Annotated in this window: 17 protein-coding genes and 1 rRNA gene; 7 read left to right on the top strand and 11 right to left on the bottom strand. The window is 73.4% G+C overall.

Annotated features, from left to right (window positions below):
- Positions 1 to 116: 116 nt before the first annotated feature.
- Both ACIBPC_RS23065 and ACIBPC_RS23070 read right to left on the bottom strand, forming a co-directional pair.
- Positions 117 to 818 (bottom strand): HAD family hydrolase, encoded by a 702-nt coding sequence (locus ACIBPC_RS23065; protein WP_362967719.1) that lies wholly within the window; start codon positions 816 to 818, stop codon positions 117 to 119.
- Between the two features lie 70 nt (positions 819 to 888).
- A complete protein-coding gene (locus tag ACIBPC_RS23070) occupies positions 889 to 1,404 on the bottom strand; it encodes a DUF6912 family protein (protein ID WP_398847123.1) in 516 nt (171 codons plus the stop codon).
- Positions 1,405 to 1,573: 169 nt separating this feature from the next.
- Here ACIBPC_RS23070 and ACIBPC_RS23075 point away from each other — a divergent pair, with 169 nt between their 5' ends.
- Positions 1,574 to 1,990, top strand: coding sequence for an Rv3235 family protein (locus ACIBPC_RS23075; protein ID WP_398847125.1), 417 nt, complete (start codon positions 1,574 to 1,576; stop codon positions 1,988 to 1,990).
- A 92-nt stretch (positions 1,991 to 2,082) separates the two neighbouring features.
- Here ACIBPC_RS23075 and secA read toward each other — a convergent pair whose 3' ends face one another.
- Positions 2,083 to 4,917, bottom strand: a complete 2,835-nt coding sequence (gene secA / locus ACIBPC_RS23080; RefSeq protein WP_362967722.1) for a preprotein translocase subunit SecA — start codon at positions 4,915 to 4,917, stop codon at positions 2,083 to 2,085.
- A 132-nt stretch (positions 4,918 to 5,049) separates the two neighbouring features.
- Here secA and ACIBPC_RS23085 point away from each other — a divergent pair, with 132 nt between their 5' ends.
- Complete coding sequence (locus ACIBPC_RS23085) at positions 5,050 to 6,309, top strand: DNA glycosylase AlkZ-like family protein (protein WP_362967723.1); 1,260 nt, start codon at positions 5,050 to 5,052, stop codon at positions 6,307 to 6,309.
- A gap of 10 nt (positions 6,310 to 6,319) precedes the next feature.
- Here the strand turns inward: ACIBPC_RS23085 and ACIBPC_RS23090 are convergent, their stop codons facing one another.
- The 7 genes from ACIBPC_RS23090 to mtnA form a co-directional block, all read right to left on the bottom strand.
- The gene (locus ACIBPC_RS23090) at positions 6,320 to 7,078 is read right to left on the bottom strand and encodes a response regulator (protein WP_398847127.1); all 759 of its coding nucleotides are present in this window, start codon (positions 7,076 to 7,078) and stop codon (positions 6,320 to 6,322) included.
- Between the two features lie 118 nt (positions 7,079 to 7,196).
- Entirely contained in the window at positions 7,197 to 7,892 is a 696-nt protein-coding gene (gene hpf, locus ACIBPC_RS23095; RefSeq protein WP_362967724.1) for a ribosome hibernation-promoting factor, HPF/YfiA family, read from the bottom strand.
- A 389-nt stretch (positions 7,893 to 8,281) separates the two neighbouring features.
- Positions 8,282 to 9,019, bottom strand: coding sequence for a ComF family protein (locus ACIBPC_RS23100; protein ID WP_398847170.1), 738 nt, complete (start codon positions 9,017 to 9,019; stop codon positions 8,282 to 8,284).
- Between the two features lie 179 nt (positions 9,020 to 9,198).
- Positions 9,199 to 11,061, bottom strand: a complete 1,863-nt coding sequence (locus ACIBPC_RS23105; RefSeq protein ID WP_362967725.1) for an LpqB family beta-propeller domain-containing protein — start codon at positions 11,059 to 11,061, stop codon at positions 9,199 to 9,201.
- Positions 11,051 to 12,874, bottom strand: coding sequence for an MtrAB system histidine kinase MtrB (mtrB, locus tag ACIBPC_RS23110; RefSeq protein WP_362967726.1), 1,824 nt, complete (start codon positions 12,872 to 12,874; stop codon positions 11,051 to 11,053). The genes ACIBPC_RS23105 and mtrB overlap by 11 nt, the downstream gene beginning before the upstream one ends.
- Before the next feature lies 1 nt (position 12,875).
- Positions 12,876 to 13,553, bottom strand: coding sequence for a two-component system response regulator MtrA (gene mtrA, locus ACIBPC_RS23115; protein WP_052848402.1), 678 nt, complete (start codon positions 13,551 to 13,553; stop codon positions 12,876 to 12,878).
- 24 nt (positions 13,554 to 13,577) lie between these two features.
- On the bottom strand, positions 13,578 to 14,627 hold the full coding sequence (gene mtnA / locus ACIBPC_RS23120) for an S-methyl-5-thioribose-1-phosphate isomerase (RefSeq protein ID WP_398847130.1): 1,050 nt from the start codon (positions 14,625 to 14,627) through the stop codon (positions 13,578 to 13,580).
- 127 nt (positions 14,628 to 14,754) lie between these two features.
- Here mtnA and ACIBPC_RS23125 point away from each other — a divergent pair, with 127 nt between their 5' ends.
- The 5 genes from ACIBPC_RS23125 to ACIBPC_RS23145 are packed head-to-tail and all read left to right on the top strand — an operon-like array spanning position 14,755 to position 20,167.
- Complete coding sequence (locus ACIBPC_RS23125) at positions 14,755 to 16,008, top strand: hypothetical protein (RefSeq protein WP_398847132.1); 1,254 nt, start codon at positions 14,755 to 14,757, stop codon at positions 16,006 to 16,008.
- 4 nt (positions 16,009 to 16,012) lie between these two features.
- A complete protein-coding gene (locus tag ACIBPC_RS23130; RefSeq protein ID WP_398847134.1) occupies positions 16,013 to 16,690 on the top strand; it encodes a DUF4129 domain-containing protein in 678 nt (225 codons plus the stop codon).
- Complete coding sequence (locus tag ACIBPC_RS23135; protein ID WP_398847136.1) at positions 16,687 to 17,889, top strand: DUF4350 domain-containing protein; 1,203 nt, start codon at positions 16,687 to 16,689, stop codon at positions 17,887 to 17,889. Before ACIBPC_RS23130 ends, ACIBPC_RS23135 begins: the two co-directional genes overlap by 4 nt.
- Entirely contained in the window at positions 17,886 to 18,860 is a 975-nt protein-coding gene (locus ACIBPC_RS23140; RefSeq protein WP_398847138.1) for an AAA family ATPase, read from the top strand. Before ACIBPC_RS23135 ends, ACIBPC_RS23140 begins: the two co-directional genes overlap by 4 nt.
- Complete coding sequence (locus ACIBPC_RS23145) at positions 18,860 to 20,167, top strand: DUF58 domain-containing protein (RefSeq protein WP_398847140.1); 1,308 nt, start codon at positions 18,860 to 18,862, stop codon at positions 20,165 to 20,167. Before ACIBPC_RS23140 ends, ACIBPC_RS23145 begins: the two co-directional genes overlap by 1 nt.
- 119 nt (positions 20,168 to 20,286) lie before the next feature.
- Here the strand turns inward: ACIBPC_RS23145 and rrf are convergent.
- Positions 20,287 to 20,370: ribosomal RNA gene (gene rrf, locus ACIBPC_RS23150) — 5S ribosomal RNA — on the bottom strand; the annotation flags it as partial.

Here is a 20,370-nt window from a genome sequence, read left to right on the forward strand (position 1 = left end):
CCGGGTGCCGGGCCGGAGCGGCGCTGCCCCGGACCGGTGCAGCAGCCGATATCTCGCTGATCACATAGGCCAAGATATCTCTCCCCCTCCGGCCCGTCGGCATGAGTTGAGCAACATCAGAGGGTCTGTTCGAGCGGCTGTCCGACCAGTTCCTCGGCCACCAGGAGGGCCTCGGAGAGGGTGTCCACGACGGGCACTCCGGCGGTCAGCAGGCTGCGCCGGCTGTGCGAGCCGCCGGTGTAGAGGACGGCCTTCGCACCGGCGTGGGCTGCGGCGACGGCGTCGTCGGTGGCGTCGCCGACCACCACGGCGTCCTGCGCCGAGACCCCGTCGAGCGCGGCCAGGTGGCGTGCCATCTGCTCCGCCTTGCCGGGGGCGGGCTGCCCCGTCGTGTTCCCGTCCACGCGCAGGAAATAGTGATCTATTCCATAGCGCCCCAGCAGCGGCAGGAGCTGGTCGTGGGCGGCGAGCGAGCAGACGGACTGCGTACGCCCGGCGGCGTGCCAGTCCGCCAGCAGCCGGGCCGCGCCGTCGGCGAGGGCCACGCCTCCGGCGAGGGCGAGGTACGAGCGCCGGAAGACGTCCTCGGCGCGCTCCCACTCGGCGTCGGTGGGGAGCCGGCCGAGCAGCCGCTCGTAGAAGCGGGTCAGCGGCAGGGTGTAGGCGTCCCGGTAGCCGTCCAGGGTGAGCGGGGCCACGCCCAGCTCACCGAACGCGGTGTTGGTCGCCTCCAGGACGGCGTCGGTGTCGTGGAGCAGCGTGCCGTTCCAGTCCCAGACGATGTGGGGCCGGCGGGTGGGGTGGATCGGTCGAGCCATGCACCGACAGTACGCGGCACCTCTGACAACGGGCCATGCCTTTGTCGTCGCCTATGTCATGGCCTCCGCGTCACACCAGGTGATCGATCTCCTGCACGCCGTACCAGAGCAGGTCGCGGTCGGCGAGCGCGTCCACCACGGCCCGCGCGTCCCCGTCGCCCCGGTCGGCCGCCGCGACGACACCTGCCGCCGCCGTCACATCCGTCTCCGCGTCCGCCTCGTCCACGTGCACCGCGGCGAGCAGCCGCAGCGGCACCGGCGCGGTCAGGCGCACGCCGCCCGGCTCCCCCTCCTCGCCCGCGACGCCGCCGGAGGCGTCCTCCACCAGCCCGTCGGCGACCTCGGCGGCGACCACGACGCGCCGCCGCGCCGCGCCCGGCTCCGCCGCGAGCAGCCGCAGCGACGCCTCGGCGGCCAGGCCGAGCGCCGCGTACTCCAGTTCCTCGTCGTCCCGGGAGTCCCCCGCGGCGTACCAGTCGCGCAGCGCGGGGGTCACGGCATAGGCGGCCAGCGGCGCGGGCGCGGTCTCGCCGGTGTCCCGGAGCCGCGCCAGCCCTGAGGTCGTGAGAGGGAGGTAGACACGCACGGCGAACCGGCTCCTTTCCGCCTGCGCCGCCGGTCCCGGCGAGCGGCGGCTCACTGTACCAGCGGACCCGCGCCTTGCTCCGGAGTGATCGCGTGGTTACAATCCGCAGCAGTTACTCGCCAGTAGCTTGATGCGGGCGGCACATCATCACACCGGGGGTGGTCGATTCATGAGGACAGACAGCCGGGGGCCGGGGCGCACGAGGCCGCCCCACCGCGCCGACTCCCGGCGCCCGCACCGGGTCCTGCCCTCGGCCGCGCACCGGCCGCAGGACTGGTTCGCGCACCAGCTGCTGCTCGTGCTCAGCGGCCAGCGCCCGGTGCACTCGCTGCTCGGCCACGCGCGCTCGACCGCGTACGACGAACTGGTGCGGCTCGCCCCGCACGCCCCGCTGCGTCCCCCGCACGGCGAGCGCCGCACGCCCGTGCTGCGCGGCGTGGGCGTGTGCAGGCCGAGGCCGGAGGTGATGGAGGCGTTCGCCCGGATCACCACAGGGGACAGGACGCGCGCGCTGGCGTTCCGCCTGGAGCACACGCCCACCGGCCGCTGGCTGTGCTCGGCGATCGAGCTGGACACCGTCCGCTGACGGCCGCGGCCGGTGCGCGCCCGGCCCCGGATGACGGGGACGGACACGCACCGGCCGCGGCGCTGCCTGCCGTACGCGCGAGGGCGTACGCGTCACTTCTTGCGGCGACGCCCGCCCTTCTGGGCCGCCTTGCGCCGCTCCGCGCGGGTGGTGCCGTCGCCGGTCGCCGTCTCGGCGACCTGGTCCGACGCGAAGTCGCCCTCGACGGTGCCGCCGGCGCCGTCCACCGTCGGCGCGGAGAAGTGCAGCCGGTCGGCGCGCTTGGGCATCTCCAGGCCCTTCGCCCGGATCGCGGGGGCCCCGCCGCCCGGCGCGCCCGCGGGCACGGCCTGCTGCTCGGCGGCGGCCTGCTCCTTGTCGGCGGCGCCCGCCTGCACCGGCACCTGCTCGACCTGCCGCTCGACCTGGACCTCCAGGTTGAACAGGTAGCCGACCGACTCCTCCTTGATCCCGTCCATCATGGCCGTGAACATGTCGAAGCCCTCGCGCTGGAACTCCACGACCGGGTCGCGCTGCGCCATCGCGCGCAGGCCGATGCCCTCCTGGAGGTAGTCCATCTCGTAGAGGTGCTCGCGCCACTTGCGGTCGAGCACCGACAGGACCACGCGCCGCTCCAGCTCGCGCATGACCTCGGAGCCCAGCTCCTCCTCACGCGCGGCGTACCGCTTGTGGGCGTCCTCCTTGACGGAGTCGGAGATGAACTCGGGGGTCAGCCCGTCGCGGCCGCCCGCCTCCTCCTCCAGCTCCTCGACGGTCAGCCCGATCGGGTAGAGCTGCTTGAACGCGCCCCACAGGCGGTCCATGTCCCATTCCTCGGCGAAGCCCTCCACGGTCTCGGCCTGCACGTAGGCGTCGATCGTGTCGTCCATGAAGAACCCGATCTGCTCGCGCAGGTCCTCACCGGCGAGCACGCGGTGGCGCTCGCTGTAGATGACCTCGCGCTGGCGGTTCAGGACCTCGTCGTACTTGAGGACGTTCTTGCGGATCTCGAAGTTCTGCTGCTCGACCTGGCCCTGCGCGGAGGCAATGGCGCGGGTGACCATCTTGTTCTCGATCGGCACCTCGTCCGGCACGTTGGCGATGGACATGACGCGCTCGACCATCTGCGCCTTGAACAGCCGCATCAGGTCGTCGCCCAGCGACAGGTAGAAGCGGGACTCGCCCGGGTCGCCCTGGCGCCCGGAACGGCCGCGCAGCTGGTTGTCGATACGCCGCGACTCGTGCCGCTCGGTGCCGAGGACGTAGAGCCCGCCGAGGTCTTTGACCTCCTCGAACTCCTCCTTGACGGCCTTCTGGGCCCGCTCCAGCGCCTCGGGCAGGGCCTCGGCCCACTGCTCGGGGTGCTCCACGGGGTCGAGGCCCTTGGCGCGCAGCTCGTTCTCGGCGATGTCGTCGGGGTTGCCGCCGAGCTTGATGTCGGTGCCGCGGCCGGCCATGTTGGTGGCCACGGTGACGGCGCCCCGGCGGCCCGCCATGGAGACGATCGCGGCCTCGCGCTCGTGGTTCTTCGCGTTCAGCACCTCGTGGCGGACGCCGCGCTTGTTCAGCTGCTGGGAGAGGTACTCGGACTTCTCCACCGACGTCGTGCCGACCAGGACCGGCTGGCCCTTCTCGTGCTTGTCGACGATGTCCTCGACGACGGCCGAGAACTTCGCGACCTCGGTGCGGTAGATCAGATCCGACTGGTCCTTGCGGGCCATCGGCCGGTTCGTCGGGATGGGCACCACGCCGAGCTTGTAGATCTGGTGGAACTCGGCCGCCTCGGTCATGGCCGTACCGGTCATCCCGGACAGCTTGTCGTAGAGGCGGAAGTAGTTCTGGAGGGTGATCTTGGCGAGCGTCTGGTTCTCGTCCTTGATCTTCACCCCCTCCTTGGCCTCGATCGCCTGGTGCATGCCCTCGTTGTAGCGGCGCCCGGCGAGGATGCGGCCGGTGTGCTCGTCGACGATCACGACCTCGCCGTCGAGGACGACGTAGTCCTTGTCCTTCTTGTACAGCTCCTTCGCCTTGATGGCGTTGTTCAGGTAGCCGACGAGCGGGGTGTTGACGGACTCGTAGAGGTTGTCGATGCCCAGCCAGTCCTCGACCTTGGTGACACCCGCGTCGTGGATGGCGACGGTGCGCTTCTTCTCGTCCACGTCGTAGTCACCGGTCTCGACGACCTGCCGGGTCGGCACGGCGGCCTCGCCCTTCTCCAGGCGCTGCACGAGCTTGGCGAAGTCGGCGTACCACTTGGTGGCCTGGTCGGCGGGGCCCGAGATGATCAGCGGGGTCCTGGCCTCGTCGATCAGGATCGAGTCGACCTCGTCCACGATCGCGTAGTTGTGCTCCCGCTGGACCAGCTCCTCCTTGGACCACGCCATGTTGTCGCGCAGGTAGTCGAAGCCGAACTCGTTGTTCGTCCCGTACGTCAGGTCGCAGGCGTACTGCTCGCGGCGCTTCGCGGGCGTCATCCCGCCGGTGATGCAGCCGACGGTCAGGCCCAGGTAGCGGTGCACACGGCCCATCCACTCCGAGTCGCGCTGGGCCAGGTAGTCGTTGGTGGTGACCATGTGCACGCCCTGCCCCGACAGCGCATTGAGGTACGCGGGCAGCGTGCCGACGAGGGTCTTGCCCTCGCCCGTCTTCATCTCGGCGACATACCCGAGGTGCAGGGCCGCGCCGCCCATCAGCTGGACGTCGTACGGGCGCTGTCCGAGCACCCGCTTCGCCGCCTCGCGGACGGTGGCGAACGCCTCGGGCAGCAGGTCGTCCAGCGTCTCGCCGTCGGCGTAGCGCTGCTTGTACTCGTCGGTGAGCGCCCGCAGCTCGGCGTCGGTCAGGTCAAGGAAGTCCTCTTCAATGGAGTTCACCTGGTTGGCGATGCGTTGCAGTCTGCGCAGGATCTTGCCTTCGCCTGCACGCATGATCTTGTTGAAGACGGACACGGGAGCTGGTCTCCTTGCCGGTCGGGCCTGGCGCCTGGATGGATGCGCGGACACAGCGAGTGGCCCCGCCGCACCGGCCATGGTATGCGAGCGCCGGGACGAGTGTCAGTGGTCGGCTCTACGATCCCTCCCATGACTGGCGCGCGTTCACACCTTCCCCCGCCTTCCTCCGCGGCCACCGGCTCCCCGGACTCCCCTGCCGTGGCCCTGTCCGCGGGGGACGCCCGGCGGATCGCCCTGCGGGCGCAGGGCCTCCTCGGCGCGGTGGACCGCCGGGCGGGAGTGCCCGGGGTGCTGCGGCGGCTCGGGGCGGTGCAGCTCGACACGATCTCGGTCCTCGCGCGGTCGCACGAGCTGCTGCCCTACGCCCGCCTCGGCGCGGTCGGACGGGCGGCGGTGGAGCAGGCGTACTGGAACGGGGAGCGCGCGTTCGAGTACTGGTCGCACGCGGCCTGCGTCCTTCCCATGGAGGAGTGGCCGCTGTTCGCCTTCCGGAGGCGCCGCTTCCGGGCACGCGAGTCCTGGTACCACGAGATGCCGCCCGCCGCCTACGAGAAGGTCCTCGCGCAGTTGCGGTCCGAGGGGCCGCTGACGGCGACGGAGCTGGGCGGCGCGAAGAACGGCGGCCCGTGGTGGGACTGGAGCGAGGCGAAGGTCGCGGTGGAGCGCGCCCTGATGCTGGGGGACGTGGTCTGCACGCGGCGGCGCGGCTGGAAACGCGTCTACGACCTGGCGGAGCGGGCCATCCCCGCCGCCCTGCTGCACGACGACCTGGCCGACGAGGAGTGCCTGCGCCGCCTGGTGGCCCAGGCGGGCGCCGCGATGGGTGTCGCCACCCAGGCGGATCTGGCGGACTACCACCGGCTGTCCCTGGCGCAGGTCGAGTCGGTGGTCGCCGACACCGGCCTGGTGCCGGTGGACGTGGCGGGCTGGGCACCGCCGGGGCGGCCGACGACCGCGCACCGCGCCTGGGCCGATCCCGCGGCCCTCGGCGGTCCGCCGCGCGGGCGGCACCGCACGACGCTGCTGTCCCCGTTCGACTCGCTGATCTGGGACCGGCCGCGCACGGAGCGCATCTTCGGCTTCACCCACCGGCTGGAGGCGTACACGCCCGCGCCGAAGCGGGTCTACGGCTATTTCGCGATGCCCCTGCTGGCGGGCGGGCAGCTGCTCGGCCGGGTGGACCCGGCGCGCGAGGGCGGCACGCTGGTCGCGCGGCACGCCGCGTTCGAGGGCGGTGCGGCGCGGGCGGTGCGGTCGGCTCCGGCGATGGCGCAGGCCCTCGCGGAGGCGGCGCGCTGGGTGGGCTGCGGCGAGGTCCGTGTGGAGCGGACGACTCCGGCCGAGGCGCACGGGGCGCTGGTCGCCGAGGTCGCCCGCACCCCGGTGTGAGGGCCGTCCGTCAGCCGGTCCCGACGTCGAGGATCTTCTCGCGCATCGCGTAGACCACAGCTTCCATCCGCGAGTGCAGCTGGAGCTTCTCCAGGATGTTGCGAACGTGGTTCTTGACCGTGTTCTCGCTGATGAAGAGGTCCTTGGCGATGTCGCGGTTGTTCTTGCCGGTGGCGACGAGCTTGAGGACCTCGAGTTCGCGGTCGGTCAGCTTGGGCGCGGGCAGCAGGCGGCGGTCGTCGGTGCGCTGGATCATCGACTTGAACTCGGTGAGCAGCTTGGCGGCCATGGAGGGGCTGATCTGCGACTGGCCGTCGGCCACGGCGCGGATGGCGGCCGTCACCTCGTCGGTCGAGATCTCCTTGAGCAGATAGCCGGTGGCCCCTGCCTTGATGGCGTCGTAGAGGTCCGCCTCCTCGTCGCTGATCGTCAGCATGATGATCCGCGCGCTGGGGGCCACCTCCTTGATGGAGGTGCAGGCCTCAATGCCGCCGCGCCGGGGCATCCGCACGTCCATCAGCACAACGTCGGGCAGCAGGTCGGCGGCCTTCTCGACGGCCTCGGCGCCGTCCCCGGCCTCGCCGACGACCCGGATGTCCTCCTCGTGCGCGAGGACGATCTCCAGGCCGCGGCGGAAGAGTTCGTGGTCGTCGACGACGAGTACGCGGATGGGCTCCGCCGCGGCGTGGCCCGGCGGCGGTGTCGCGGGCTCCGCCCCGTACCGCCCGGTCCGCCCCCGCGGCATCGTGGGTCCGAAAGTGTCCGCCATCCTGCTCCCCCTGCCGGCCGCCCTGTGTCCACCACACTCGGCGACCCCATGATTCCATGGCGGCACCCCCGGCCGATCGATGATCGGCCGGGGGTGCCGCGCGTTCCGGACGGGCGGCTCAGCCGCCGAGCACGCCCCCGGCGCCCTGCGGCGGGATGTGGTCGGACAGGTCGGTCACCAGGTGCATCACGCCGTAGTCGTAGGCGTGCCTGCGGTAGACGACGCTCGGCCGACCGGTCGCGGAGTCCACGAAGAGGTAGAAGTCGTGCCCGACCAGCTCCATCTCGTACAGGGCCTGTTCGAGGGTCATGGGGGCGGCGGTGTGCGTCTTCTCGCGGACGACCAGCGGGCCGTCGCCCTCGACCAGGAGCGGCCCGACGCGGTGCACGGGGGGCCCGTCGGTCTCCTCGTCCTGGCTGGGGACGGGACGGCCGTCGCCGGTGAGCACGGCGGCGTCGGGGACGACGTCGAGGACCTCGCTCGCGGGGGTGCGGTCGCGGCCCCGGCGGCAGCGGCGCTTGTCGTGCTGCCTGCGCAGCCGGGACTCCAGCTTCTCCACGGCCCGGTCGAGCGCGCCGTACGGGTCGGCGGCCGACGCCTCCGCCCGCACCACGGGTCCCCGGTGCCGCAGTGTGATCTCCACCCGGTCGGAACGGTCGGCCTGCCGCGGGTTGGGCTCCTTGGAGACCTCCACGTCCAGGCGGGTCACCTTGCCGTCGATCTTCTGGATCTTGTCCAGCTTGAGCTTCTCGGCGACGTGCCGCCGGAAACGCTCCGGCACCTCTGTCTTGCGGCCCTTGACGACGATGTCCACGCAAACTCCGTTCCCGGAGGTGCTCCACCGCGTCCGCGGCGCGCACCTCCATTGGTGCACTGGGACCGACAGGGACGGTGTTGCCTCATCCGCCCCGCCGGCGTTGCATCGGGGTTGTGTTCCTTCCCTCCTCCCCCGGGAGCTAGATCAACATCCCCCTTGTTTTCCCGGGGGCCGTGGGGCCCTTTGATTCACCGCGTACGGAGCGGCATCGCGGGGAAAGCGCCCGGGAGCCGGAGAGGATGCGGGAATGCCCGCCCGACCCCTTCTTCCGCCCACGATTCCGTCCGCGAAGGCACGCGGTACGACTTCCTCACCTCTGCCTTTTTGACGCCTTTGCGAGTTTTGCTGTTGTTTCTGCCCTATACCCGCCGTCAGGCATCCTGAACCTATTCGCCGGAACTTATGCGGAGCGCCTTCTCCGAGGCGCCACGGCCGCGCGCGGACCACTCCCCGGAGGGACCCGCGACCACGGCGGCGCCGATGACCTCGGCCCCGGCGGCACGCACGGCGCGCGCCGCCTCGGCGAGGGAGGCGCCGGTGGTGACCAGGTCGTCCACGAGCAGCACCCGCTCCCCCGGCGCCACCCGATTCCGGCGCACCGTGAGCGCACCGGCCAGGTTGGCCGCCCTGCGCGCGGCCGTCAGCCCGGACTGGTCGGCCACACCGGGGCGCTGCCGCAGCGCGGGGCACGCGCGGACGTCGAGAGCCTCGCGCCGCAGACAGGCGGCGGCCGCGGCGGCGATGCGCCGCACCGGGTCGTGCCCCCGCCTCGCCACGGCCGACGCGGCGGACGGCACGGGGACCAGCGAGAAGGGCGCCCCAGGAGGCCGCGCCGCGCAGGCTGCGGTGACACCGACGGCCAGGGCGCGCCCGAGCGGCGCGGCGAGTATCAGCGCGCCGCGCTCCTTGTGGGCCAGGAGCACGGCCCGCGCCCGGTCGGCGTAGCGCGCGGCGGCGTGGACGTCCGGCAGTCCGGGCGGCACGGGCACCGGGCTGACCCGGAACGCCGGGCCGCCCCACAGCGCGTGGGCGCATTCCCCGCACAGCCCGGTTCGGCCCGCCCCGCACCCGGGGCAGGGCGTGGGCAGGATCAGCGAGGCGATCTCCCGCCACCAGGACCTCAGCAATTCCCCCATGCCCCAACCGTGACGCACGGGACGGGTCCCGCCAATACGCCGAAAGTTGACAATGCGGGGGAGATACCGCGCTGTCAGCCGTGGCGATCAATGACGGACAGGAACGGTCGATCGCGCAATTTCAAAGGCGCAATTCGCGCCGAATCGGACGGCCGCCCCTCAGTCCGTCACCCCGGATAGACGGGCGCCGATCCGCCGTCGATCTTCTTCCACTGGGAGCCGTCCGACAGCCAGGCGACACCGCCGGCCGTCTCCGCGAGCAGCGGCTGGCTCTCGTCCTCGGCGGCCGCGACACCGGTGGCGTCGTTCAGGCCGGGGACAGACGGCGTGTTGGCGGTCGAGCCGTCCGTCTTCACGTACATCAGCTGCTCGACGCCGTCAGCGGGCCGCCCCACCACGACGAGGCGGCTGTTGCCGGCCCAGGAGACGGCCGCCACGTCGGCCAGCTGCGGGGCCACCGGCCGCAGGTCGCTGACCTCGACCACGACGCCGTCGGGCCCGTCCGTCCGCTCCACACGCCCCAGCTGGAGCGACCGCTCACCGTCGGGACCGCCGATCAGCATGGCGATCCGCACGCCGTCCGCGGCCACCCGCAGGGAGTCGATCCGCTGCCCGGGACGCAGCCCGTTCACCGGCACGACGACCGGCTCGCCGTGCCCGCCGTTCAGCCGGAGCAGCCGCGGTTCCGACGCGGCGCGGTCGGCCACCCACAGGTCCCCGAGCCCGTCCCAGCTGGGCGAGCTGAGCCCCGCGTCCTCACCCGGCGTCCCGCCCGTGTAGACCACGTCGGGCGCCTCGCCCGACGCGAGGGACCCCACGTAGACCTGCGTCCCGTCCGGTCCCACCCCGGCCACGGACCGGCCGTCCCTGCTGACCGCGACCGACCGCAGCGCCGGGTTCTCGCCACCCGCCGCGCCCAGGACGCCCTGCACAGGCCTGGCGGTGCCCTCGTCGGTCACCGAGACCAGGCGGCCCTCCGCGTCCAGGAAGTACGGGCGGCCGGTGTCCCCGTCCAGCAGCCCCGGCGCGCGGCTCTCCGCATCGGCACCGGTGACCGTGCACAGCCGTCCGCCGGACTCCGTGAGCAGCCGCGCCTCGGCGACGTCGACGGACGCCACGTCCTGCACGGTGTGCAGCACCTGTGCCGCCATCTCCCGGCACCGGCCGGGCGGCCAGTCCGCCGGCACCCCCGCGAGCCGCAGCGTCAGGCTCTGCGAGTCGTCGATCTCGGGCCCGTCGCCGACGATGCGCACCCCCGTGGGGAACGCCGAGCTGACGACCGGATCCAGCCACTCGCTCGGCCCGTCGAGCAGCGCGGTGACCGCCTCGGTCACCGGCTCGATCCTGCGGCGGACGAAGACCGGGTCGGCGACCAGCACGTCACCGCCGTGCTCCACCCGCCCCGACTCCGCCTTGAGGTCCGCGTAATAGAACGTGTTCACGGAGCGGTAGATGCGGCGGAAGTCCGCGTCACCCATCACCAGCCCGTCCGGGAGCCCGTCGATCCGCCACTGCCCGTCCACCCGCCGCAGCTGGAACGACGCCTCGTAGTCCCCGGACCGGGGCGTGTAGACGTGCGCCTCGTTCACCGCCGCCAGCCGCGTGCCGCTCAGCGGTACGCGCTGGGTCTGCTCCCCGTCCGCGCCCTCGGCGGGCTCGGGGTCCCCGCTCACGGGCCCGACCTGCGGCCCGTTCGCCAGGACCGCCGTGCCGCCGAACGGGTCCCACTGGTCCCGCCGCTCCGGCGTCAGGTACTGCTTGGCCGTCCCGAACTCGGGATCGTCACTCGTGATCGCTTCGAGGAACCCACGGACGATCTGCGTCGGTGAGTCGTCCTCCTCCGGCGGCACGGCCCACACCCGCACGCCCTGCGAGTCGTTCTCCGTACGCTGCGTGGTCTCGACGCGCTGCACGGGCCCACTGCCCGGCAGCGCCGCACACCCCGTCGCCACCAGGCCGACCGCCAGCAGCGCGGCACCCCGCCGCCACCGCTGTACGCGCCACACCCGGCGGCCCCGCTCAGCGCGCATGGCCGTCGCTCCCGTACCCGTCGCCCCTGTGTCCGTCCTGCCCACCGCCACCGTCCGCCGCCACGGCCACCGGCGGCTGCGGCACCTGCTGCGACGGCAATTCCCTCGCCGCCCGGCGCTCACGCCCGGCACGCGAATCCCGCGGCTCCAGCGGCAGCGGCGAGCCCCGCAGCGGGTCACCCGCCGTACGCGGCAGCGTCAGACGGAACTGCGCACCGCCACCCGGCTCACCCCACGCCTCCAACCGTCCACCGTGCAGATGCGCGTCCTCCACGGAGATGGACAGGCCCAGGCCCGTACCCCCCGTGGTCCGCGCCCGCGCCGGGTCGGCGCGCCAGAAACGGCTGAACACCCGCTCCGCGTCCCCCGGCCGCAGCCCGATCCCGTAGTCCCGCACGGCGACCGCCACGGCGCGGCCGTCCCTGCCCGCCGCCAGCCGCACCACCACGTCACGGCCCTCGCCGTGCTCGATCGCGTTGACGACGAGATTGCGCAGCACCCGCTCGATGCGCCGGGGGTCCACCTCGGCCACGACCGGCCGCGACGCGCCCCGCACCAGCAGCCGCCCGCCCTTGCGCTCCGCCAGCGGCTCCGCGCCCTCCACGACACGCTTCACCACGTCCCGCAGGTCCGTCGGCTCCGCCTCCAGCTGCGCCGCGCCCGCGTCGAAGCGGGAAATCTCCAGCAGGTCGGCGAGCAGCGACTCGAAGCGGTCGAGCTGGCTCAGCAGCAGCTCGGCCGAGCGCGCCGTCGCGGGGTCGAACCCGGTACGCGCCTCGTGGATGACGTCCGCCGCCATCCGCACCGTCGTCAGCGGCGTCCGCAGCTCGTGCGACACGTCGGAGACGAAGCGCCGCTGCATGCGCGACAGCTCCTCCATCTGCTGGATCTTGACCTGGAGGTTGCGCGCCATCTTGTTGAACGACTCGCCGAGCCGCGCGATGTCGTCCTCGCCGCTGACCTTCATCCGCTCCTGCAGGCGCCCCGCCGCCAGCCGCTCGGCGATCCGCGCCGCCATCCGCACCGGCGTCACGACCTGCCGCACCACCAGCCACGCGATCGCGCCGAGCAGCGCCACGAGGAAGACCCCGGCCGTCGCGATCGTCCCGGCGACCAGGCTGAGCGACTTCTCCTCCTGCGCGAAGGGGAAGAGGTAGTAGAGCTGGTACGGGTTGCCCTGGTTGTCGGTCAGCCGCCTGCCGACGATCAGGGCCTTCTCGGTCTGCCCGTCGGGCCGCACGATGGTCCCGTACTGCCGGTGGGTCGCCGGGTCGCGGTCCAGCGCCTGCCGCATCTCCGCCGAGATGCTCTGCGTCGGCTGCACGTCCTGGGAACCGCGCGGCGCCCAGCGCGTCAGGTCGGACTCACCGGGGAACGGCTTGGACAGCTCGGAGCTGAGCGCGACCACGGAGTAGACGCCCTGGCCCCCGCTCGCGAGCTGGAGGACCATGGAGTTGAGCCAGTTGCGGGAGTCGATCGGCTGCCCGTTCCCGGTGTCGGCCGCGTCCGCCGCGAGGTCGAGGGCCACGGAGAAGCCGCCCTCGGCCTGGCTCTGCGCCGTCTGCCGCTTCGACTCGAGCAGCCCGTTGCGGACCTGCCCCATCACCACGACGCCCAGCACCATCACCACGGCCAGGGACAGCAGCAGGGTGCTGGCGACGACGCGCAGCTGGATGTTGCGCCGCCACAGCCGCATCACCGACAGCAGCGGCCCGCGCGCCCAGCGCCCGAAGATCCGGATGGCTGGCTGCGCCCCGGTCGCCGCCCCCTCCGTCAGCAGCCGGGACCCGTGCCTCCACAGCCGATCGGGCATGTCAGCCCGACCCCGCCTTGTAGCCGACGCCCCGCACGGTCACGACGATCTCGGGACGCTCCGGGTCGCGCTCGACCTTCGACCGCAGCCGCTGGACGTGCACGTTCACCAGCCGCGTGTCCGCCGCGTGCCGGTATCCCCACACCTGTTCGAGCAGGACCTCGCGCGTGAACACCTGCCACGGCTTGCGCGCCAGCGCGACCAGCAGGTCGAACTCCAGCGGCGTCAGCGAGATCGTCTGGCTGCCTCGCTTCACCGAGTGCCCGGCGACGTCGATCACCAGATCGCCGATGGCCAGCTGCTCGGGCGCGGGCTCCTCGGAACGCCGCAGCCGCGCCCGGATGCGGGCGATCAGCTCCTTCGGCTTGAACGGCTTGACGATGTAGTCGTCCGCCCCCGACTCCAGGCCCACGACCACGTCCACCGTGTCGCTCTTCGCCGTGAGCATGACGATCGGCACGCCCGACTCGCCCCGGATCAGCCGGCACACCTCGATGCCGTCCCGCCCCGGCAGCATCAGATCGAGCAGCACGAGGTCCGGCTTGATCTCACGGAAGGCGGCCAGCGCCTTGTCGCCGTCGGCCACGAACGACGGATCGAAGCCCTCCCCGCGCAGCACGATGCCGAGCATCTCCGCCAGAGCGGTGTCGTCATCGACGACGAGTACGCGTCCCTTCATACCTTCATCATCCCATCCCCAGATTCAGGACATCGCCGTACGTGTTCGGGAACACAGTGCGGCAAGACTCCCACGGTCCACCGGCGACGCCACACCCACTTCGGTCACGATCGCGGTCACCAGCCCGGGCGGCGTCACATCGAACGCCGGGTTGTACGCCTGCGCCCCCACCGGCGTGACCGGCACCCCGGGCCGCAGCTCCGTCACCTCGTGCGACGGCCGCTGCTCCACGGGGATCGCCGCCCCGTCCGGCGTCTCCAGGTCGATCGTGGACACCGGCGCGACCACCAGGAACGGCACCTCGTGATGCCGCGCCATGATCGCCAGCGGATAGGTCCCCACCTTGTTGGCCACCGCACCGTCCGCCGCGATCCGGTCCGCCCCCACCAGCACCGCGTCCACCTCCCCCGCCGCGAACAGCGACCCGGCCGCCGCGTCCGCCAGCACGGCGTACGACATCCCCGCCCGCGCCGCCTCGTACGCCGTCAGCCGCGCGCCCTGCAGCAGCGGGCGCGTCTCATCCACCCACAGGCGCCGCAGCTCACCCTCCTCGTGCACCCGCCGCACGACCGCGAACGCCGTGCCCGCCCCGCCCGACACGAGTGCCCCGGTGTTGCAGTGGGTCAGCAGCTGGTGCCCGCCGCCCGGCAGCAGCTTCCCCAGCAGGTCGCGCCCGTGCCCGGCCATCCGGTCGCTGGCCTGCGCGTCCTCCCGGTGCAGCGCCCGCGCCTCCGCCAGGGCCGCCGCGGGCCCGCCCCTGCGGTAGGCCTCCACCGCGCGCCGTACCCCGTACGCGAGGTTCACCGCCGTGGGCCGCGCCCCGGCGAGCTGCTGCGCCGCCTCCTCCACGTCGTAGCCGCGTGCGGCGGCCAGCGCGACGCCGTACGCGCCGGCGAGCCCGAGCAGCGGCGCCCCCCGGACCACCAGTGTCTGGACGGCCGTGACGAGCCCCGGCACGTCGGTGACGACGAGTTCCTCCTCCGCCACCGGCAGCCGCGTCTGGTCGAGCAGCACGAGGACGGGTCCGTCCGGCGGTTCCGCCCAGCGCAGGGCGGAGAGTCCGTGATCAGCCATGGGGCCAGTCTGCCCGCAGGACCCCGGCGGGAGAAGGCAAGCCACAGGGAGCGCCGCGCCCGGGACGCCGCCATGGCACGATGGGCGGCGACGACTTGACTCGAACATTGCTGAACGAGGTGACAGCGTGAGCGACTCGCCGGGTTGGGCGCCCCCTGGGTCTCCCCCACCGGAAGACGGCCCCCAGGGGCACTCGCCCGCCGACCCGGCCGCGCCGCCGTCCCCAGCACCGGCAGGACAGCAGCCCCCGCCCGTTCCCCCGCCGCCACCGCAGCAGCAGCCCCAGGGATGGGGCCAGCAACCCCAGGGCTGGGGGCAGCAACCCCAGCAACCGCAAGGCTGGGGCCAGCAGCCCCAAGGCTGGGGAAGCCAGCAGCCGCAGGGCTGGGGCCAGCCCCAGTGGGCCTCCCCCGGCTGGCATCCCGCCGCCCACGCCGCCAAGCCGGGCGTCATCCCGCTGCGCCCCCTCGGCGTCGGCGAGATACTCGACGGCGCCGTCACCACCGCGCGCACCCACTGGCGCACCGTCCTGACGGTCGCCTTCGCCATCGCCGTCCTCACCCAGCTCGTCTCCGCCCTCGGCATGGCCCTGTGGGTGGACGACACCAGCATGTCCCTCCTCAGCAGCGACGAGACCACCTACACCGACGAGGAGCTGAACGACGCCCTCCGCGACTTCCTCGTCTGGGGCGGCACCACCACCGTCGTCAGCCTCCTCGGGACCGTCCTGACGACCGCCATGCTCACCATGGTCGTCAGCCGCGCCGTACTCGGCCGCTCCGTCACCGTCGGCGAGGCGTGGCACGACTCCCGCCCCCGTCTGCTGCGCCTGCTCGGCCTCGTCCTGCTGGTCCCGCTGATCGCCGTCGGCGCCGTGGTGGTCCCGATCGTGATCGGCGCGCTCTCCGGCAGCGACGCGCTCCTCGCCCTCCTCGCCATCGCGGCGGTCGCCACCGTGGTCTGGCTGTGGGTGCAGTTCTCGCTCGCCGCACCCGCCCTGATGCTGGAACGCCAGGGCGTCATGCCCGCGCTCCGCCGCTCCTGGAAGCTGGTGACGGGCTCCTGGTGGCGCATCTTCGGCATCCAGCTGCTGATGATGGTGATCCTCGCCGTGGTCGCGGGCATCATCGAGTACCCGGTGTCCCTCGTCGCGGCCCTCATCTCCGGCCAGGACACGGGCGCCGCCCTCGACGGGACGGCCGACCTCACCTGGAGCTACCTCCTCGTCAGCGGCATCGGCGCGGTCGTCTCCGCCACCATCACCCTCCCCATCAGCGCGGGCGTGACCGCCCTCCTCTACATCGACCAGCGCATCCGCCGCGAGGCCCTGGACATCGAGCTGGCCCGCGCCGCGGGCGTCGCCCCTGCCCCCGGGACCTGACCCGGTGCCCCCGCTGCTCCCCACCGCCCGGCGGACGGACCCCTCCGGTCCACCCGTCGGCGCGGACCGGGGCCCGGCCCGCGAGGAAGCCGAACGCGAGCTGTCCCGGCCGATGTACGAGCGCGACGAGCCCAGCCCGTTCCGCCGCGCCCTCGACTGGCTGTGGGACCGCGTCACCGACCTCCTCGACGGTGTCGCCGTCCGCACCCCGGGCGGCTGGGTGGGCCTCCTGATCGTCGCGGTCCTGGTGGCCGCCCTGGTCACCGTCCTGTGGCTGCGCCTGGGCAATCCGCGCAACGCCGCCGGGCCGCGCGGCGGCGGCGCCCTGTTCACCGACCGCCCCCGCACGGCCGCCGAGCACCGCGCCGCCGCCGCCGAGCACGCGCTCGCGTCCCGCTGGGCCCCGGCCGTGCAGGAACGGACGCGCGCCCTCGTCCGTGCCCTGGAGGAACGCGCCCTGCTGGACGTCCGCCCCGGCCGCACCGCCACCGAGGCCGCCGCCGAGGCGGGCCGTCACCTGCCCGCCCTGTCCGTGGACCTCACCGAGGCCGCCGCCCTGTTCAACGCCGTCACCTACGGCAGCCGGCCGGCCGACGCCGCCGACTACGCCCGCGTGTCCGAGCTGGACGACCAGGCGGCCCGTACCCGGCCCACCCTGTCCACCACCGGGACGGCCCGATGACCACCTCCACCGCGATCTCCCCCACCGCCAGGACCCTGTGGCGGCGGGGGCGCGGCGCCCTCGTCATCGCGGCCGTCCTGGCGGCGACGGGCATGTTCCTGGCGTACCTCAACGACGGCCCCTCCGGCGTCCTCGACCCCCGCTCGTCGTCACCACCCGGCACCCGCGCCATCGCCGAACTGCTCGCCGACCACGGCGTCGACACCACCCTCGTCACCACCACCGCCGAGGCAGCCGACGCCGCCGGCCCGGGCACCACCCTCCTCGTCGCCCGCCCCGACTCCCTCAGCGACACCAGCCTCGCCACCCTGCGCGACGCCACTGCCGACAGCCCCGGCCGCACCGTCCTCCTCGCCCCCACGGCCCTCTCCCTCGACACGCTCGCCCCCGGCGTACGCGTCACCCCCGATTCCCCCCTCGCGTCCCTGCCGGCCGACTGCGACTACGACCCGGCCCGCCGCGCAGGCAGCGTCACCCTGGGCGGCCCCGGCTACAGCGTCCTCACCCGGACCGGCCCCGGTGCCGCCTGCTACCCGGCCGACAACGCCCCGACCCTCGTCGTGCTCCCCGATTCCCCCGGCGAGACCGTCCTCCTCGGCGCCCCGGACCTCCTGCGCAACGACCGGCTCGCCGACGAAGGCAACGCCGCCCTGGCCCTCCAGCTCCTCGGCGCCCACCCCCACCTCGTCTGGTACCTCCCCTCGGGCGACGACGCCACGCGCGGCACCGGCGACGCCTCGTTCACCGATCTCATCCACCCGGGCTGGCGCTGGGCCGCCCTCCAGCTGGCGATCGCCACCGCCCTCGCCGCCCTGTGGCGCGCCCGCCGCCTCGGCCCGGTGGTCACGGAGCCGCTGCCCGTCGTCGTCCACGCCGCCGAGACGACCGAGGGCCGCGCACGCCTGTACCACCGCACCGACGCCCGCGACCGCGCCGCCGACGCCCTGCGCACGGCCACCCGGGCCCGGCTCGCCCCCCTCGTCGGCCTGCCACGCCACGCCGCCCACGCCCCCGCCGCGCTCACCGAAGCCGTGGCGTCCCGCACTGGCGACCCCGCACCCGCCGTGCACCACCTGCTCTTCGGCCCGCCACCGGCCGACGACCCCGGCCTGATCCGGCTGGCCGACGAGCTCGACGCGCTGGAACGCCGCGTCGCCCCCGACCACGCGCATCCGAGAGGCAAGGACCGCCCCCAGTGACCGCACCGACAGACGCCAGAACGGACGACCCCCGCGCCGCGCTCCAGGCGCTCCGCACCGAGATCGGCAAGGCCGTCGTCGGCCAGGACGCCGCCGTGACCGGCCTGGTCGTCGCCCTGCTCTGCCGGGGACACGTCCTCCTCGAAGGCGTCCCCGGCGTCGCCAAGACCCTGCTGGTACGCACCCTCGCCACCGCGCTCGACCTGGGCACGAAGCGCGTCCAGTTCACCCCTGACCTGATGCCGAGCGACGTGACCGGCTCCCTCGTGTACGACGCCCGCACCGCCGAGTTCTCGTTCCAGCCAGGCCCCGTCTTCACGCACCTGCTGCTGGCCGACGAGATCAACCGCACGCCGCCGAAGACCCAGGCGTCCCTGCTGGAGGCGATGGAGGAACGGCAGGTCACCGTCGAGGGCACGCCGCGCCCCCTGCCCGACCCGTTCATGGTCGCCGCGACGCAGAACCCCCTGGAGTACGAGGGCACCTACCCCCTCCCCGAGGCGCAGCTCGACCGCTTCCTCCTCAAGCTCGTCCTGCCGCTGCCGGGACGCGACCAGGAGATCGACGTCCTCAGCCGGCACGCCGCGGGCTTCGACCCGCGCGACCTCGCCGCCGCGGGCGTCCGCGCGGTCGCGGGCGCCGGGGACCTGGCCGCCGCACGCGCCGACGTCGCCAGGGTCACCGTCGCCCCCGAGATCGCGGCCTATGTCGTGGACGTCTGCCGCGCGACCCGCGAGTCCCCGTCGCTGTCCCTGGGTGCCTCGCCCCGCGGTGCGACGGCGCTGCTGAGCACGGCCCGCGCCTGGGCCTGGCTGTCCGGCCGGGCGTATGTCACGCCCGACGACGTGAAGGCCCTCGCCCTGCCCACCCTGCGCCACCGCGTACGGCTGCGGCCCGAGGCGGAGATGGAGGGCATGACGGCCGACGGCGTGATCACCGGCCTCCTCGCCCGCGTCCCGGTCCCCCGCTGATGGCGGTCACGGGCCGCACGGCGCTCGTCGCCGCGCTGGGCGCCCTGGTGGTCGCCGCCTTCCCCGGGTGGAACGGCGTGCTGGCCGTCCTGGGCCTCCCGCTGCTCGCGGTGCTGTACGACCTGGCACGCGCCGCCCCGGTCCGCACGCTCGGGCTCGCGCGCGACGGGGACACGACGACGCGCCTCGGCGAGGAAGCCCACGTCACCCTGACCGTCACGAACTCCTCGGCCCGCGTCCTGCGCGCCGATCTGCGCGACGCGTGGCCGCCCAGCAGCTGGCGGCCCGCCGCGCGGTTCGCCGGCTCACGGCACCGCCTGACCGTGCCGGCCGGCGAGCGCCGCCGCGTCACCACGGTCCTCTCGCCGACCCGCAGGGGCGACCACCGGCCGGTGCGCGTCACCGTGCGCTCGTACGGCCCGCTGGGCCTCGCCGCCCGCCAGGGCGGTCACCGCGTGCCGTGGGCCGTGCGGGTCCTGCCGCCGTTCACCAGCCGCAAGCACCTCCCGGCCAAGCTGGCGCGTCTGCGCGAACTCGACGGCAGGACAACGCTGCTGACGCGCGGTGAGGGCACGGAGTTCGACAGCCTCCGCGAGTACGTGCCGGGGGACGACGTGCGCTCGATCGATTGGCGGGCGACGGCCCGTCAGTCGTCGGTGGCCGTCCGGACGTGGCGTCCGGAGCGTGACCGGCACCTGCTGCTGGTCCTGGACACGGGACGCACGTCGGCCGGACGTGTCGGTGACATGCCCCGGCTCGACGCGTCGCTGGACGCGGCGCTGCTGCTGACGGCGCTCGCCTCCCGTGCCGGTGACCGTGTGGACCTCCTCGCCTTCGACCGGACGACGCGCGCCTCGGTGCGCGGCAGGTCGGCGACCGATGTCCTGCCGTCCGTGGTGAACGCGCTGGCCGGTGTCGAACCGGCGCTGGTCGAGAGCGATCCGGGCGGCATGGCGTCCGCGGCCCTCGCGGCGGCGGGGAACCGTTCGCTGATCGTCCTGTTCACGGCGCTCGACACGGCGCCGCTGGAATCGGGTCTGCTCCCGGTGCTGCCCAGGCTGACACGCCGCCACAAGGTGGTCGTCGCCGCCGTGTCCGACCCGCGCATCGAGGAGATGAGCCGTGCGCGGGGCACGGTGGCCGGCGTCTACGAGGCCGCCGCGGCAGCGCGCCACGAGGCGGAGCGCGACCAGCTGGCGGAACGCCTCACCCGCCTCGGCGTGACGGTCGTCGAAGGCCTCCCGGACGCGCTTCCTCCCGCTCTCGCCGACGCGTATCTGACCCTCAAGGCATCCGGCAAGCTCTGATCCCCCGCCCGGTCCTTCTCCATGTCGGGAAGGACCGGGTGAAGCGGTGGAGCAGAAACACAAAAAGAGCTGTTCCCCACCAGGAATTCCTGGTGGGGAACAGCTCTTTTTCAATAATTGTCCGGCGGTGACCTACTCTCCCACACGGTCCCCCATGCAGTACCATCGGCGCTGGAGAGCTTAGCTTCCGGGTTCGGAATGTA

The sequence above is a fragment of the Streptomyces sp. NPDC049879 genome, from assembly GCF_044461265.1.
Lineage (GTDB): Bacteria > Actinomycetota > Actinomycetes > Streptomycetales > Streptomycetaceae > Streptomyces.